At 40.2% G+C, this 16,483-nt stretch carries 19 protein-coding genes; 12 read left to right on the top strand and 7 right to left on the bottom strand.

Annotated elements, in window-relative coordinates:
- Positions 1 to 10: 10 nt before the first annotated feature.
- Positions 11 to 889: a sensor domain-containing diguanylate cyclase gene (locus KO525_RS19875; RefSeq protein WP_215963285.1), complete on the bottom strand. Its 879-nt coding sequence runs from the start codon at positions 887 to 889 to the stop codon at positions 11 to 13.
- A 262-nt stretch (positions 890 to 1,151) separates the two neighbouring features.
- Here KO525_RS19875 and typA point away from each other — a divergent pair, with 262 nt between their 5' ends.
- From typA to KO525_RS08120, 3 genes are all read left to right on the top strand, one after another.
- Positions 1,152 to 2,990 carry a translational GTPase TypA gene (typA, locus tag KO525_RS08110; RefSeq protein ID WP_215963286.1) on the top strand — a complete coding sequence of 613 codons (1,839 nt, stop codon included), beginning with the start codon at positions 1,152 to 1,154 and terminating at the stop codon, positions 2,988 to 2,990.
- Between the two features lie 114 nt (positions 2,991 to 3,104).
- A complete protein-coding gene (locus tag KO525_RS08115; protein ID WP_215963287.1) occupies positions 3,105 to 3,623 on the top strand; it encodes a hypothetical protein in 519 nt (172 codons plus the stop codon).
- Positions 3,623 to 4,408 carry an ABC transporter substrate-binding protein gene (locus KO525_RS08120; protein ID WP_215963288.1) on the top strand — a complete coding sequence of 262 codons (786 nt, stop codon included), beginning with the start codon at positions 3,623 to 3,625 and terminating at the stop codon, positions 4,406 to 4,408. The genes KO525_RS08115 and KO525_RS08120 overlap by 1 nt, the downstream gene beginning before the upstream one ends.
- A 110-nt stretch (positions 4,409 to 4,518) precedes the next feature.
- On the opposite strand, the gene KO525_RS08125 is transcribed toward KO525_RS08120, so the two are convergent.
- The 3 genes from KO525_RS08125 to coaBC all read right to left on the bottom strand — a co-directional run bounded on the left by KO525_RS08125 (position 4,519) and on the right by coaBC (position 7,923).
- Positions 4,519 to 5,838, bottom strand: a complete 1,320-nt coding sequence (locus KO525_RS08125; RefSeq protein ID WP_252736732.1) for a Xaa-Pro peptidase family protein — start codon at positions 5,836 to 5,838, stop codon at positions 4,519 to 4,521.
- Between the two features lie 261 nt (positions 5,839 to 6,099).
- Positions 6,100 to 6,684, bottom strand: a complete 585-nt coding sequence (gene slmA, locus KO525_RS08130; protein ID WP_215963289.1) for a nucleoid occlusion factor SlmA — start codon at positions 6,682 to 6,684, stop codon at positions 6,100 to 6,102.
- 27 nt (positions 6,685 to 6,711) lie between these two features.
- Positions 6,712 to 7,923 (bottom strand): bifunctional phosphopantothenoylcysteine decarboxylase/phosphopantothenate--cysteine ligase CoaBC, encoded by a 1,212-nt coding sequence (coaBC, locus tag KO525_RS08135; RefSeq protein ID WP_215963290.1) that lies wholly within the window; start codon positions 7,921 to 7,923, stop codon positions 6,712 to 6,714.
- 131 nt (positions 7,924 to 8,054) lie between these two features.
- On the opposite strand from coaBC, the gene radC reads away from it, so the two are divergent.
- Positions 8,055 to 8,723 (top strand): DNA repair protein RadC, encoded by a 669-nt coding sequence (radC, locus tag KO525_RS08140; protein ID WP_215963291.1) that lies wholly within the window; start codon positions 8,055 to 8,057, stop codon positions 8,721 to 8,723.
- Between the two features lie 102 nt (positions 8,724 to 8,825).
- Here radC and KO525_RS08145 read toward each other — a convergent pair whose 3' ends face one another.
- The gene (locus KO525_RS08145; protein WP_215963292.1) at positions 8,826 to 9,251 is read right to left on the bottom strand and encodes a DUF6691 family protein; all 426 of its coding nucleotides are present in this window, start codon (positions 9,249 to 9,251) and stop codon (positions 8,826 to 8,828) included.
- A complete protein-coding gene (locus KO525_RS08150; RefSeq protein WP_215963293.1) occupies positions 9,252 to 9,677 on the bottom strand; it encodes a YeeE/YedE family protein in 426 nt (141 codons plus the stop codon).
- A 227-nt stretch (positions 9,678 to 9,904) separates the two neighbouring features.
- Between KO525_RS08150 and KO525_RS08155 the strand changes: the two genes are divergently transcribed.
- The 8 genes from KO525_RS08155 (at position 9,905) to KO525_RS08190 (ending at position 16,176) form a co-directional block, all read left to right on the top strand.
- On the top strand, positions 9,905 to 10,903 hold the full coding sequence (locus KO525_RS08155) for a hypothetical protein (protein WP_215963294.1): 999 nt from the start codon (positions 9,905 to 9,907) through the stop codon (positions 10,901 to 10,903).
- A gap of 104 nt (positions 10,904 to 11,007) precedes the next feature.
- On the top strand, positions 11,008 to 12,093 hold the full coding sequence (locus tag KO525_RS08160; protein WP_215963295.1) for a CDP-glycerol glycerophosphotransferase family protein: 1,086 nt from the start codon (positions 11,008 to 11,010) through the stop codon (positions 12,091 to 12,093).
- Complete coding sequence (locus KO525_RS08165; RefSeq protein WP_215963296.1) at positions 12,090 to 12,497, top strand: adenylyltransferase/cytidyltransferase family protein; 408 nt, start codon at positions 12,090 to 12,092, stop codon at positions 12,495 to 12,497. Before KO525_RS08160 ends, KO525_RS08165 begins: the two co-directional genes overlap by 4 nt.
- Before the next feature lie 384 nt (positions 12,498 to 12,881).
- Complete coding sequence (gene rpmB / locus KO525_RS08170; protein ID WP_215963297.1) at positions 12,882 to 13,118, top strand: 50S ribosomal protein L28; 237 nt, start codon at positions 12,882 to 12,884, stop codon at positions 13,116 to 13,118.
- An 11-nt stretch (positions 13,119 to 13,129) separates the two neighbouring features.
- Positions 13,130 to 13,285, top strand: coding sequence for a 50S ribosomal protein L33 (gene rpmG, locus KO525_RS08175; protein WP_105050859.1), 156 nt, complete (start codon positions 13,130 to 13,132; stop codon positions 13,283 to 13,285).
- A 155-nt stretch (positions 13,286 to 13,440) separates the two neighbouring features.
- Positions 13,441 to 13,938 (top strand): hypothetical protein, encoded by a 498-nt coding sequence (locus KO525_RS08180; protein WP_215963298.1) that lies wholly within the window; start codon positions 13,441 to 13,443, stop codon positions 13,936 to 13,938.
- A gap of 5 nt (positions 13,939 to 13,943) precedes the next feature.
- A complete protein-coding gene (gene mutM / locus KO525_RS08185) occupies positions 13,944 to 14,753 on the top strand; it encodes a bifunctional DNA-formamidopyrimidine glycosylase/DNA-(apurinic or apyrimidinic site) lyase (RefSeq protein ID WP_215963299.1) in 810 nt (269 codons plus the stop codon).
- A 52-nt stretch (positions 14,754 to 14,805) separates the two neighbouring features.
- Entirely contained in the window at positions 14,806 to 16,176 is a 1,371-nt protein-coding gene (locus KO525_RS08190) for an aldehyde dehydrogenase family protein (RefSeq protein WP_215963300.1), read from the top strand.
- Here KO525_RS08190 and KO525_RS08195 read toward each other — a convergent pair.
- On the bottom strand, positions 16,171 to 16,464 hold the full coding sequence (locus tag KO525_RS08195) for a hypothetical protein (protein WP_215963301.1): 294 nt from the start codon (positions 16,462 to 16,464) through the stop codon (positions 16,171 to 16,173). The two genes, KO525_RS08190 and KO525_RS08195, sit on opposite strands and share 6 nt — an antisense overlap.
- Positions 16,465 to 16,483: the final 19 nt, after the last annotated feature.

Here is a 16,483-nt window from a genome sequence, read left to right on the forward strand (position 1 = left end):
TTGTATTTTCCTAGATTTTTGCATTTTTGCAGCTATACATTCGTTGGTCGGCAATTTCAAATAGCGCTTCTTTGCTTGTCGCTACATCAGGGTATATCGCAACACCGATACTCATCCCCAAACTAATTTTGTTACCAGAAATATCAAATGGCTTGGAAATAACCGCCTCAATTTTATTTTGAATAATTGAAATGATTTGTTCATCAAGAAGAGGTGTGATCAAAATTGCAAATTCGTCACCGCCATATCTAGCAAGGATATCTTCATCTCTAACTAATTTATTTAAGCGATTGGCGACTTGGTACAATATTTTGTCACCCACGGCGTGACCATAGGTGTCATTTACTTGTTTAAAACCGTCTAAGTCACAAAACATCAATGCGAAGCGGTCTGAGCGACGGGCGGTGCTTTTTGTTAATTTAGAAAGTTTGTTCTCTAAAAATAATCGGTTTGGAATGTTTGTTAGTGCATCGGTATTTGCTGACTTTGACAAAAGGCCTTCGGCACGTTTGAATTCCGTTACATCTTTTGCCATCACAATCATGCCCACGACTTCGCCGGTGGTTTTCGATATATGCGGCAAATACGTTGTATACATATAGCAAGGGCTGTTGGCCTTTTTAGGCATAAGCCAGGCTTGATAATTTACTGGGACTGCCTCTAACCAACATTTATCTAAATTTGGTTTGATTACCTGTTCGTACGTTTCTGTATCAAATACACTTTGTGGTCGGTTACCAATTAATTCTTTGGATTCAAAGCCATAAAAATTGGAGTAACTTTTACTCACAAATTCATATTTGTTTTCTTTGTCAAGGTAAGCGAAGAGATCTAGGCTATAATCCATTACCGTCGATATAACTTCATTAAAAAAAGACAGTTTGCTCATTACCACTCCATTCCCGGGTGCTAAGTGTAATTAATTTATAAACATTTATTAAATTTTAGCGCGCAATAATGACACTTTTTTTAGGGTTTTTGCAATAAAAACGCAAAAAATAACCAATATCGTTACCAACTTTGCTCGAAGGTAGGTACAATGCGCGCAAAATTTCGCACATATTTTATGTGTTAGCAAGTTGAAGCGCTCTTTGTTTTATCAGTTTTGCCTTTACTTGTAATTACAGTTGAATATTTAAGGATTCAAATAAATGACAGATGAAAACCGTAAAGGTTTAAGAAACGTTGCAATCATTGCACACGTTGACCACGGTAAAACGACATTGGTTGACAAATTGTTAGCCCAGTCTGGCACATTAGATTCACGCGTTAACGCTGAAGAGCGTGTAATGGACTCGAATGACATCGAGAAAGAGCGTGGGATCACAATCCTTGCTAAAAATACAGCTATCGATTGGCAGGACTATCGCGTAAATATCGTAGACACTCCAGGACACGCTGACTTCGGTGGTGAAGTTGAACGTGTCATGTCGATGGTTGACTCAGTATTGCTTATCGTTGATGCGCAAGAAGGGCCAATGCCGCAAACTCGTTTTGTAACGCAAAAAGCGTTCGCACAGGGTTTGAAGCCCATTTTAGTTATCAATAAAATTGATAAGCCAGGTTCTCGTCCTGATTGGGTTATGGACCAAGTATTCGACTTGTTCGATAACTTAGGCGCAACTGATGAACAGTTGGACTTTAAAGTTGTTTACGCATCTGCGCTTAACGGTTGGGCTTCTCATGAAGAAGGCGTAACTGGCACAGACATGACGCCGTTGTTTGAAACTATCATTGATCAAGTTCCTGAACCTGATGCAGACGTTGATGGCCCTTTCCAAATGCAGATCTCTCAGCTTGATTACAGCTCGTACTTAGGTGTAATTGGTATCGGTCGTGTTAAACGCGGTACGGTTAAGCCTAACCAACAAGTGACAATTCAAACAGCCGCAGGTCCTGTACATAACGGTAAAGTAGGTAAAGTATTTGGTTACTTAGGTCTAGACCGTTATGAAGCTGATAGTGCCCATGCTGGTGATATCATTGCGATTACAGGTCTTGGCGAACTTAAAATTTCTGACACTATTTGTTGTCCATCAGAAGTTGAAGGTCTACCTTTGTTGTCTGTTGACGAACCAACAGTAACAATGACTTTCCAAGTAAACACATCTCCATTTGCTGGTAAAGAAGGTAAATTTGTTACTTCTCGTAACATCAAAGAGCGTTTGGACAAAGAACTTGTACATAACGTTGCGTTACGTGTTGAACAACTCGCCGACGCCGACAAATTCAAAGTATCTGGCCGTGGTGAATTACACTTAGGTATTTTAATTGAAAACATGCGTCGTGAAGGATTCGAGTTAGCAGTATCTCGCCCTGAAGTAATCATGCGTGAAGTTAACGGTGAAACCCAAGAACCTTATGAAACAGTGACTATTGATGTTGAAGAACAGCATCAGGGTTCTATCATGGAAAAAATGGGTATCCGTAAAGCGGAACTTACTGATATGGCTCCAGATGGAAAAGGCCGTATTCGTATGGACTTCATCATGCCTAGTCGTGGTTTAATCGGATTCCAAACTGAATTTATGACGTTAACGTCTGGTTCTGGTTTGATCTACCATACATTCTACGAATATGGTCCACACAAAGGTGGCGAAATCGGTCAGCGTCTTAACGGTGTTCTTATTGCTAACGCGACTGGTAAAGCACTTACAAATGCAATCTTTAACTTGCAATCACGTGGCCGCATGATGATTGGACACGCTACTGATATCTATGAAGGTCAAGTAGTTGGTATCCATAGCCGTGACAATGACTTAACAGTTAACGTTCTTAAAGGTAAGCAGTTAACAAACGTACGTTCATCTGGTACAGATGAAGCGCAAACGTTAACACCGCATATCGTTATGACACTAGAACAAGCTCTTGAGTTTATCGACGACGATGAATTAGTAGAAGTGACACCGCTAAGCATTCGTATCCGTAAGAAATTCCTTACTGAAAACGAACGTAAGCGTAATTCACGTGTTAAACCAAACGACATTTAGTCGCACGGTTTAAATTAAAAGGCTCTTAGGAGCCTTTTTTTTCGACCTGCGTTTATATTTATCATTTCGACTATAAGTCATTTGATTAGTCGAAGGCTTACTATTGAGAAAAACATGTTAGCAAGTGGTTTTGGTCATGTATCACCTAAGTGGGTTTTGCACATCGCGAATCGTCCAGACTTACCTGAATTTCACCACGATGATTTTCGAGTACTAGCGGAAGGTGAAGTTGCGAGCATTATCCAAAATACGTCTAATCACTGGCGTAAAGTGTTTTCAATTATGGCGAAAATATCCTTTGCTTTGTATGACACCGGTTGCGAAAGTTGGCAGCAATATCGTGATACTAAACTGTTAACAGGTGCAGGGTTTGAGGCTTTGAACTATTTGCACTATGCTAAAGAAGGTGCTGATAATTATTTTTCGATTGTAGCGGGGTTCCAATACGCAGCAACTCAATTGAATCTGGATAAATTAATTACCCACCAAAGCACCAGTAAGCTGTTACGAATTGAAGGACGTGATTGCATCGTAACCCCGTATTTTGATTGGCGTCAGTTAAATAATGAATTACTCGATAAGTTGATTGGTGTTATGTCGTCATCAATGCTTAAGAATACAGTAGATAAATAATGGTTCGAATTAGAAATAGCCTTTTAGCGGTTGCGTTGTACCTTTTCAGTTATGGCGTTAATGCCTTTGATACATTGCCTAAAGTGATTAAATTAGCGACAACAAACTGGTGTCCCTACGCCTGTGAAAACTTAAATTCATCACAAGGTATGGTATATGAGTATGTCCAATATATTGGTGAACAACTAGGAACACGCATTGAAATTGAATTTTTACCTTGGTCTAGAGCGGTTAAATCGGTTGAGTCTGGGGTTTATGACGGGTTGCTTAGTGCAATTAAAACGGAAGCCCCAAGTCTAAAATTCACTACAACGCCGACGATGGAATACCAAGTTTGCTTTTTTAATCGTATGGAAGATGTTTCGAAATACCATGGAATTGATTCGTTAAAAAGTAAGCGGCTTGGGGCCATCGCAAGTTATGGCTATGGCGAGCCTATTGATAGTTATATTGCGGAAACAGAAAACACAGAAAGAGTGATAAAACTAACTGGATCAGCTGGCGTATCACGCTTGATCTCATTATTGAACAAAAAACGTATCGACTTATTTTTAGAAGATAAAAACGTGCTGGTATGGAACATTAAGAACCAAAGTCGATTTAAACGTAACCAGTTAAAAGAAGCCGGGTGCTTGCCAAAAACGCCATTTTTTATCGCCGTTAATCCAAAGTTGACCTGGTCCGATAGTTTTATTGATGCGTTAAATACCTCACTCAAGCTAATGGCAAATAAACAATATTTGAATAACGAAATTAAACCCAAATACCTGCGACTAAGACATTAGTAAGTCGATGGACCTCTTGAACAAGTAGTACGCGGATAAATAGGCGTAAATCCTGATTGAATTTACTTAACTAATTATCCACGTTAATTATGTTATGGCTTTTATAAGAGCTATTTATCCGATGAAATTAAGATTAACTCCTGCTGCGGAGGAATTAGGTATTCAGCCCCTTGCTCGGTAATTACTGCCATTTCTTCCACTGAAACTGTTTTAAATGTCCCATCAGCTCTTTTCCAGCTATGAAAGCCATCAAACGCAAAAACCATACCTACCTTTAATCGCTTTAATGCTGTGGGCCTAATCGTTTCACTGCGGGCACCACTTAAACTTGGTCCGGTGTCGTGGGCAACATAACCAACAGGGTGGCCTGTACTCCACATGACATATTCCGAACCGGTTTCATTCATTATTTTAGTTTGTGCTTGATCTACTTCAAGTCCAGTGACCCCAGGTTTCATGGCGGCAAATGCGGCAAATCCGCCGTCTCGTCCGCTGTCCCAATAATGCTGAATGTTTTTAGGTGGTTTTGTTGTACCTGGTTCAAGTACATAGGCAAAGCGTTGTATGTCGCTCACCCATCTGTCGTGGAGTTTAACGCCAAAATCTATTTGAATCATGTCTCCAGGCATGATGACTTTGTTTGTTGGGTGAGAATGTCCTCGGTCAGGTCCAGAATTGACATTCGGGTTTTGATCCGGTGCCCATCCGTCTTTAACGCCATGTTGAGCCATTTTTTGTTTCAAAAATCTCGCGACATCTGCGTCTGTTGTTTTACCCGGAATCACCATTTGGTACGCCTCAATTTGCCAAATAGATGCCAAACGAGCCGCTTCTTTCATAATCTCGACTTCTTCTGGCAATTTTACTGATAACCATTCATAAACAACATCGTCAGAGCTCACTAAGCGCTTTGTAAACTCTTTGCCTAGGGCTTTAGTGAGTCGACTATATTGGGAGTAACTCAAGCCATCGGCTTGGGCGTTTGAGTTAGACATATTAATTGCAATTTTACCGAACCCTTGATCGTGAATAAAGTTCGCAGCACTGTCGATGGCCTGCTGACCACGAGGGACAGGGATTACTTTCTGATGGATCTTTAAGTCAGCCAAAGCGGTGGCTTCACTTGATGGTGAAAATACCAGCGAATGAAAAACGCCATTTCGATTATAAAAAAGGTAAGCGGCTTCACCACCTGCATTTTCACAGCCGATATGGTCGGCGAGTGGATCATTATTATTTTCCCGGCACAATACCAGCCACAAATCTACATTTGCTGCTGTTAATGCGGCGGGTAGCAGTGTGCTGATCCGAGTTTTTCTAATTTCAGGCCAGGGTGATTGTGATTGTGCCGTACTCATAAAACTTGATAATGCCAACAGACCAACAACGAGTGGTCCACATAAAGCGCTCAATTTACTAACTTTTTTCAATTGGAGGTCCTCAAATAAAAATACGGAAAATACGTTATGGAGATGAGGTTCACACTACGACATCAAACAAATTGCGTCTATTAGCGCAAGTTGGTTAACAGCAAAATCAAGACGAAATGAGGTTAGGGGAAAAATAACAAATGAAAATGGGGGAATTTTGTAATTAAGAGGCGAACTCATATTTGGATATGAAGTCCACCACTTACTTTTATTCGCGCTAATCTAAACAGTGACAAGAAGAGCGCTAACATAGTTTGGGGGTTACCAGAATAACTTCCAACCCGCCCATTGAACATCAAAGCCTTCCATTGGGCTACGTTTAAACCCCGATCGAACAAATTGATTCATTTTACCTTCGGTATAGGCAAGTAACATATTTGCAAGTGCGGCGTCATCAATTGGAAAAGACTTACCTTCACGTAACTTTCGTTCACGTAGAACTTGTTTTAATTGGGTTTCTAACTTTTCAAATAAGGTCGCTACTCGTTCACGCAGACGATCATGCTCTCCCATCAAAGCATCTCCAGTTAAGATTGAAGTTATGCCCCTGTTCATTTCAGCAAACCCCAAAATTAGTTTTAAGATATTTGAAACGCGCCCTTCGGTTGTTTTATCTTTTTCTAGGATGATATTGATACGCGACAACAAAGTGCCTTCAATAAATTCAATTAACCCTTCAAACATCCGAGCTTTGCTAGGAAAGTGTCTATATAGCGCTGCTTCCGATACGCCAACTTTTTCGGCGAGTTTTGCCGTCGTAATTCTTTGACCAGAGTGACTTTCCAACATTTCTGCTAAACATTGCAGTATCTGTTCCTTACGATTCCCTTTTTTTGCGGCAGGCATAGTTTTCCCCAGCTCATTTATTATTAGTTAATTTGACGGTAATAGAGTCGAAATGATCTGCATTAGCTCATCTCCTAACTCACTTTTTGTATTAAGAGGTAAGTCCTTACTACCGCCAGCATAGAATACTTTAAGCGCATTTTGATCTGAATTAAAGCCTTGTCCGGAGATAGATACATCATTTGCACAGATCATGTCCAATTTTTTACGATTCATCTTGTCTATGGCGTACTGTTCAATATTTTGCGTTTCTGCAGCAAACCCTACAACAAAAGGGCGATTAGACTCTAGTTGCGCCACACTAGCGACAATGTCTGGGTTTTGGATAAGCGAGATAGTCAAACTGTCATCGCCTGACTTTTTTAACTTGTGATCTGATTGCTCAGCGACTCGATAATCAGCTACAGCAGCACAAGCAATAAAGACATCAGTATGTTCAGCAAGAGACATCACCATGGCATGCATATCGACAGCGCTTTCAACATCATGTCGCATAACACCGTTTGGTGTGGCTAAATTAACTGGGCCTGCGACCAAAGTTACATCGGCACCTAACTTGGCGGCTGCTTCGGCAATGGCAAAGCCCATTTTACCACTGCTGTGGTTTGATATATATCGAACCGGATCAATGGCTTCTCTAGTTGGACCCGCTGTTATTACCACGGCTTTACCTTTGAGTATTTGTTCTGCAGGCGTTAAGAAGTTAACAACATGTTCGACTATCTGCATAGGTTCAATCATTCGACCATGACCAATATCACCACAGGCTTGTTCACCACTGGCAGGGCCCCATATATGAACGCCTCTGTTGGCCAGTAACGCTAAGTTACTTTGAGTCGCAGCATGAGCATACATCTGCTGATTCATTGCCGGACAAATCGCGACAGGGGCTGGAGTGGCTAAAAGCAGAGTAGATGCTAAGTCCCCGGCAAGTCCCGCTGCCATTTTGGCTATGACGTCAGCGCTGGCAGGCGCAACGACAATTAAGTCGGCCCATTTTGCGAATTCAATATGGCCCATGGCCGCTTCTGCATTGGTATCGAGTAGATCTTCAGCGACGGGTTCGCCACTAACAGCTTGCAAAGTTAACGGCGTAATAAATGCCTTGGCACCAGAGGTCATAACAACTTTAACCTGAGCGCCTTGCTCTTTTACCCGTCGAACAAACTCGGGGGTTTTATAAGCAGCAATGCCACCTGTAACTATGAGTAAAATATTTTTATTTAATAACTGGACCATGCCGCCTAGCCAATCTGGTATAAGTATAAAGTTTGATGGCACATACCTTATCTTCTTTCTGTGATTTTCACCATAGAGGAGTGACAAAATTGTGCCTTAATACTGCTAAATTATAAGAGAAGGAAAATAACATGGATGATTGTGTTAGTGAGTATTTACCTCGGGAAAAGTTGTTGAATAATGGTGCACATTCGCTGTCGGATGTTGAATTGTTAGCGATATTCCTGCGAGTAGGAATTGCAGGGAAACCAGTATTGACTCTTGCTCATGACCTGCTTAAAGAGTTTGGAACATTACGCCATCTAATGTCAGTTGAGTGTAGTCAAATGTGTAAAATTAAGGGGCTTGGTCCTGCTAAGTTTGTGCAATTACAAGCGGCTCTTGAGATGTCTAAGCGTTATTTAAAAGAAGTCATGTTTGAGAAACCACTTATGGATTCTCCAAATGCAGTACGTGATTATTTGCATCAGTTGTTAAGCGATGAGCCTTATGAGCAGTTTTGGTTAGTACACCTAGACAATCAACATCGGGTGCTAAATGCAGAAGTGCTATTTAAAGGCACTATTGATGCGGCAGCGGTTTATCCAAGAGTGGTTATAGACTCAATTATAAAGAATAAAACTGCAGCGGTTATTTTCGCCCATAACCACCCATCAGGGATTTGTGAACCAAGCCACTCGGACATTCAACTAACGAAAAGGCTTAAAGAAATTTTACAAATGATTGATGTGCGAACGCTCGATCACTTTGTAGTAGGTCACAATACGGTAACGTCATTTGCAGAACGTGGTCTGTTGTAGCGCTACTTAACTCAAGATTTAGTGTGCATGTTATGAATTAAATAGAGCTAGGTAGCCAGCATTCTGCAATCTCGGATTTCTAGGCAGTTTCCAAAATTATACTTAAGTGAATTTTCTGGCAATCCACGAACCTACGAGCATAGCGACAACGAACACAAAGGTTTGCCAATAACCATAAATGAGTGACGCTATAGCAGGTCCTGGGCAATAACCTACAATTGCCCAGCCTGCGCCAAACATTGCGGCACCGGTTAATAATTTAGAGTCGATATCTTTGCTTGTTGGGATTTCAAACTTGTCGTGAAAAATTGGTTTGTCGTTTTTTAGGACAAAGCGAAATGCGACGAAAGACACAATTAATGCGCCAGCCATTACAAAACCAAGAGTAATATCCCACTCGCCAAATAAGTCTAAAAATGACTGAACTTTTACCGTATTTGTCATGCCCGAGATTGCTAGACCTGCGCCAAATAGGCTACCGGCGATAATTGCAAATAAGTTTATTTTACTAAGCCATTTATTGTTCATCTATATAACACCCCATATGTGTCGCAAAACAAAAACGGTGATAAACCCAATCGCCATAAATGTAATTGTCGCAATAATTGAACGGGGAGACTTTCTAGCAATTCCACAGATACCGTGACCACTTGTGCAGCCGTTTCCGAGCTGCGTACCAAACCCAACCAAAAGTCCGGCAATTATTAGCAAGTAGATATTGTCAGTTGGTGCTGCTGGAATTGCGATTGGCGTTAGCAAATGAATTAAAAAAGCACCTGAGACTAAACCAAGAATAAACGTAATCCGCCACTTTTTATCAGTTATCTGAGGCATAAAAAGTGAAAATGTAATACCGCAGATGCCTGCAATTCTGCCAAGTGTATATAGCAATAGCGTTGCGGATAAGCCAATTAAGCCACCACCTACTAAGGCCAATAGATAGATATGTTCCATCGCTTTGTTCTCGTGTTCTATAATTGATAAATTAGAGTTAATTACTGCATAGTCTAAATCATATTGACGGCTTAAGATTGTAATTTAAGGCAATACGGTAAAATTACTGTGAAAAAGGAGCGTAAAAATTTATCATTGGTGCATCAAACCTATCTGCATGGCATGTTATGACGTCAAAAACTTTACTTTTTGTTCCTGTATCTTCTAAAAAAGGTATAGGAGAGTATATGCGTTCCAATATTATTGCATCGCATTTCAAAAGTTTACACAGCGACGTTGATATCCATTTTGTTTTAAGTGAACAAGCCCCTTATAAACATGACTGCCAGTTTCCTGTTCATTTGACACCATCGTCGCCCACCAACTGTACCGACGAAGTTAATCAAATCATTGATAAGCTAAAGCCTGACATCGTTATTTTTGACGCGGCAGGACGGGGTCAGCAAATGAAGCATGCAATGAATACGGGCGCTAAAGTTGTTTTTATTAGCCAACACCCAAAAAAGCGAGCAAAAGGGCTTATGTTAAGTCGTTTGCCTTTTATTACTCAACATTGGATAGCACAACCTGAATTTGCCTTGCCTGCACTGAGTATATGGGAAAGAGTCAAACTCGCGTTATATCGAAAGCCTTTGCCCACTTATCTTGGTTGCCTATATCAGCAACCGAGTTTAACAGAAGAAAAAACGACTTTAGCGTCGTTTGGATTAGTTGAAAATGACTACGTTTTGTTGAGTGCAGGCTCTGGAGGCCATACGCTGGATGGTCAGCCTGCGTCAGTTGTCTTTAGCGATATCGCAATCAAAGTCAGTAGAGAGTTGAAGCTTAAATGTATTGTGGTACTCGGGTCTAGTTTTGCCGGTACAGTTCCCGCTAATACAGCATCTGTTTATTTTGTTAAAAAGTTGGAAAATAACAGTTTTATCGCACTTTTGGCCAATTGTCGGTTTGCGTTATTAAGTGGTGGCGGTTCGTTGTTACAAGGCATTGCGATGAAAAAAATGGTGGTAACGACATCGGTTGCTAAAGACCAACCTGCTAGGATCCGCGCCTGTGAGAAAGAACAATTAGTCTTAAGTGCAGAGCCTAATAGTCGGGATATTTATGCGGCGGTACAGCAAATTTTACAGTCAGAAACCAATTTAGCCCTTAACAACGCTCTTACTAAATGCTCATTAACAAACGGCATTGGACAAACTGAAAAGTTACTTTCGGGTCTTCTATAAAAGGTGTCGTGAATAAAATCCTCCGACTATTAATGAGTACCTTCTAAACCTGAATTGCATTACAATTTAATCATACGCGAAATTAAAATTAACAAGAGTTTTATATGAATGTCATATTTGATGTATTGCACCTCTATTACTTGCCTCAATATTTACCTGTTTTAAAAACGTTGCAAGCGGCAAGTGCAGATGTTCATTTTGTATTTTACAAACAGGGTGATGAGCCGCTAAATCAAGTGTGTCGAGAAGTAATAGAGCAAGAAAAATTAACGGCGACTTGGGTGGATGACTGGGAGGAAGCATTGGCTTTTTACCTATCTCAAAAAGCAGACTGGTTAATTTTTGGTAATAAAGTCGCTAATTTAGATGAACTTCACGCAGTAAGTAAGACAGTGATGATGCAACATGGCATTGGGCCTAAGCGTTGCTATTATCAAAATTCAGAATCACCTACAACCGTACGTTTTATCGAAGGTAAGCATAGACTAAAACGTTTGTTGGATTTATATCCTGACGGTAGCTTTATCGATACCGGTTATGCCAAGCTAGATCCCTTATTCCAACAGTTAGAAAATTCGATGACACTTGAGTCGTTAGGACTTGACCCATCGAAAAAAACGATATTATACGCGCCAACATTTTACCCAAGTTCTATTGAGTGTTTTTCAAAAAAGTTTGCTAAAGAATTCGCTGATTTTAACATTATTCTAAAACCTCACTTTTTTAGCTTAACTAAGAAAAAATACCATAAACAACGAAAACTGTTAGAAAATTGGGCGACACATGACAATGTGTATCTAGCCACTGTAAGCGACTATAACCTTATCCCATTTATGGCAATATCTGACTTAATGTTATCAGACGCATCATCAGCGATATTTGAGTTCGCAGCTTTAGGTAAACCTGTGGTTTGGTGTGATTTTTACAAATTACGTTGGAGTTATCGTGGCATATTTAAATATCGATTTGACCGAAGAATAGACGAAGATATCCAGTATTTTAATCAAGTTGCTTATCGAGCTGCGGATTATAGCGAACTTGTTGTAACTGTCCGTACTGCGGTAGATGCCGGTGTTAAGGCTGGTACAGCCGATGTAATCGAAAAGTTAGCAGGCAGTATCGATGGCCATTGTTCAAATCGAATTGTTGAGTATTTATTAGCTAATACAAAGTCAGGGAGTGACTCATGAAAAAAGTAATTACTTTTGGAACCTTTGATGTGTTTCACGCAGGTCATGTAAAAATCCTAGAACGGGCAAAATCGCTCGGCGATTATCTTATCGTTGGTGTGTCATCAGATGCATTAAACAAAAGTAAAAAAGATCGTTTCCCAATTTATTCACAAGCCGACAGATTACATATCGTTGAGTCTCTAAGATGTGTTGATGCTGTATTTGTCGAAGAGTCTCTAGATTTAAAAGCAACCTACATCAAAATGTTTGATGCTGACGTCCTGGTTATGGGAGACGATTGGAAAGGAAAATTTGATCACTTTAGTGATATTTGCGAAGTCACGTATTTCGAACGAACACCGTCTATTTCAACAACCGAAATTATAGAAGTGGTGCGAAGCGGGGTATATGAGAAAAATTAGGCTTGGCTAATTTATCTATGGCTTTTATTTACTCGATATCGATCGCATTAAACAGAAAAGATCATTAATTGAACATTTAAAATTGTCGATTTACAATACGGTTTCAAGGGCAAAATTTTGCACCAAAAGTTTCGCATAATTCACAATGTATGTGATGACCAATTTGAACCGCTTTAATTTAAATTTGGGGGATAAATGCTAAAAACTGTGATTCTGCGTCATATTCGTACAAATATAGCGTGTTTAGTCTAAAATTCTCAAGAATCGCTTGATCTTCTCAACCAAAAACTGTATAAATTGCGCCCTTTCGAATGCCCGGACAAATTAATTGGCCAATAGGGCTAATTAGATTGACGTCAGAATTTTTGTTTTGGAGTAAATGACATGGCTAAAGTTTGCCAAGTAACAGGTAAGCGCCCAACGGTTGGTAACAATCGTTCACATGCGCGTAACGCTACTCGACGTCGTTTCTTGCCTAACCTACAAACTCACCGTTTTTGGGTTGAAAGCGAGAAGCGCTTCGTTAAATTACGTTTATCTACTAAAGGTATGCGTATTATTGATAAAAAAGGTATTGATACAGTGCTTGCAGATATGCGTGCAGCTGGTCAAAAAATCTAAGGAACTAAATCATGCGTGATAAAATTCGTTTAGTTTCAACGGCTGGAACTGGTTATTTTTATACTACTGATAAAAATAAAAAGCTAATGCCTGAAAAGATGGAAATCAAAAAATTTGATCCAAAGATCCGTAAGCACGTGATCTTCAAAGAAGCTAAAATTAAGTAAGCTTTTTGAATTCTATTGAAACTTTTGCAAAAGTTTAAAAACCCAATCATTGATTGGGTTTTTTTATGCCTGAAATCTCCGTAAATGATTCAGCTCTTTCTCCTAAAGCTCATTTCTTGTAATCTAGCTACAACTTCCTTATTGATATGAAAAGCATGCGTATAAAACTGTCACGAATGGGCTGGAATAACGTCCTCATCTTTGCATCAATGTTTATGATCTTGTTATTTAATTATTCCCATCGAATGATGACACAAGGGCATGAAAGCGGAGAAACTAATACTTTGGTGGGCGCGAATACGATTATTCAAAGCATCGATTTTAATGGCATTAAAATCGAACGTTTAGGCGCAACATGGCGCTCGGTCAGTACGATTGAGCTCACTAAGCCTTTAAATACCGATTTAATTGTTGAAACATGGACGCAACAGCCTTTTGTTGCATTGCAATCGCCCCCTTTAATGTTAGACACCACTGAAATATATCTTGTGGTTGTCTGGGCCGCTGGTGAGTCGAGTGGTTGGGTCTATGAGTTCGCAGTGGATAAAGTTGAGCAGACGACTTATGTGAAAAATCACCAGCAAAATACTTGGTTCTATGTTGAACCAGCATCATTAACGCATTTAATACCTGAATCCTTGTTAGAGTTGTAATAGTCATGCCTGAGTTACCGGAAGTTGAAGTCAGTCGCATGGGGATAGAACCCCATGTATTGGATCAAAAAGTCGTTGCAGTTGTTATTCGTAACAAACAGCTACGCTGGCCAATACCTGATGAGGTTCAATTACTCGTAGGTTCGCCAATAACAGCGGTTACTCGTCGGGCTAAGTATCTGATGTTAGAAAGTGAAAAAGGCTCAGCCATTTTACACTTAGGTATGTCTGGCAAATTGCGGATCATTGATAAGGCGGTTCCAGTTGAAAAGCATGACCACGTTGACATCGAATTTGAAAATGGTTTAGTTTTACGGTTAAACGACCCAAGACGGTTTGGTGCTTTTTTGTGGCAGGAGGCAGGCCAGCAACATTCGTTATTGTTGAAACTTGGTCCAGAGCCTTTAACAGACGAATTTGATGACAAAAGATTATTCGAGAAATCCCGCAACAAAACGGGACCAGTAAAAAACTTTATTATGGATAATCATGTAGTTGTTGGTGTTGGTAATATTTATGCTAATGAAAGCTTGTTTAAAGCTGGGATAGATCCTCGACGACCGGCAGGAAAAATATCAAAAAAGCGTTATCAGTTATTGACCGAAAAGATTAAAGAGACGCTTGCTTTAGCTATTAAACAAGGCGGGACTACATTAAAAGATTTTACTCAAAGTGATGGTAATCCAGGTTACTTTGCGCAGGAGTTATTGGTTTACGGTCGGGGTGGAAAGGCTTGTACTAACTGCGAATCGACATTACTTGAGGTAAAAATTGGTCAACGAGCGACTGTGTTTTGTAAAGGTTGCCAACGTTAATATTTCACGATATGGTCGGAGCAGTTAACTAATATAGATACAAGTGAATACCATGGAATTTATTTCACAACTCAACCATACATTTAATTTAGGTGTGACAAAGCCTATTGGCTGGCGTAAAGGCCAACTTCTTGCCCTAAAACGACTTATGGTCGAAAATGAAAATGCGATTTATCGAGCGCTAAAAGCGGATCTCAACAAATCACAAACTGAAGCCCATGCGTCTGAATTCTCATACGTGCTAAATGACATCAAATACTTTATCAAACACCTTAAGTCCTTGAGTAAACCACGGGCAATAGGTACGCCTATGCTAACCCAACCTGGCCGCTCTTATTTGGTTCCTGAACCCTATGGCACAGTGTTAATTATGGGCGCGTGGAACTATCCAATCCAACTTGTATTAAGTCCGATGATAGCAGCAATCAGTGCTGGGAATTGTGTGGTACTAAAACCGTCAGAACTCGCTATGAACGTTTCAAATTTAATTGCTGAGCTCATCCCCAAATATATGGATAAATCCGCTGTAGCTGTTTATGAGGGCGGGGTAGAAGCGACTACGGCGTTATTGCAGCAGCGTTTCGATTACATAATGTACACCGGAAGTGAAACCGTAGGTAAAATCGTTATGCGCGCAGCAAGTGAGCATTTAACCCCGGTGGCATTAGAGTTAGGTGGTAAGAGTCCGTGTATCGTCGATGACAAAACTAATATGTCGGTGACAGCAGACCGTATCATTTGGGCCAAGTATTTAAATGCCGGGCAAACGTGCATCGCCCCAGATTATATTTTGGTGACTAAAAAAACACGACCGCTATTAATCGAAGCCCTCAAAAAGAGTGTAGTAAAGCAATATGGTGAAGATCCTAAACGATCGAATGATTTCGGGCGCATTGTAAACGACAGGCACTTTGCAAGAATATCGGGCTATTTGGCGGCGCAAAATGAAAATGTCGTATTTGGTGGGGAAAGTGATTCAAAAGATAATTACATTTCACCGACATTTGTATTAAATCCCGACTTAATGAGTGATCTGATGGTGGAAGAAATTTTCGGCCCAGTGTTGCCTATTGTTGAAGTTGATTCGATGCAGGAAGCCAAGGATTTTGTTAATCAACGCGAGAAACCATTAGCCTTGTATTTGTTCAGCCAAGACAACCAAACAGTTGAAATGATTAAGCAGCAAACAAGCTCAGGTACACTTTGTATCAATGATGCTGTCATCTTTATGGTGAATCATGAAATGCCGTTTGGTGGCGTCGGGAATTCAGGTATGGGCTGTTATCATGGCAAATGGGGATTTGATACATTTAGTCATATCAAGCCCGTGATGCATAGGAGCTTTTTTGCTGACATGCCAATCAGATATGCACCATTTACAAAATTAAAATCAATGATGTTAAAACTGGCAACCAAATTATAATTTAGGCTTGTCGGATACGACAGAAGTTGTGATGTCGGCGAGGTCCTCGCGGAAACCACTGTATTGGCAATAGACGCTGTCATCAAATTTAGCGATGACATTAGATGTGCAATACTTGTGGGCGACATCACTGTCGATATAAATAAGGTCTCCAGCATTACACGGGTGCGGACTTTTACGCACGTAAACACTCGCACAGCGCGTGTACTGTGGTTTATATGCTCGTGGATCCCATTTGTTTGTCATTCGTTCGTATTGAAAAATCGCAATGATCGAAAAAACAAACATTAGGCAGATGTAAAAAACA

It is taken from the genome of Psychrosphaera sp. B3R10 (assembly GCF_018861025.1).
In the GTDB taxonomy this organism is placed as follows: domain Bacteria; phylum Pseudomonadota; class Gammaproteobacteria; order Enterobacterales; family Alteromonadaceae; genus Psychrosphaera; species Psychrosphaera algicola.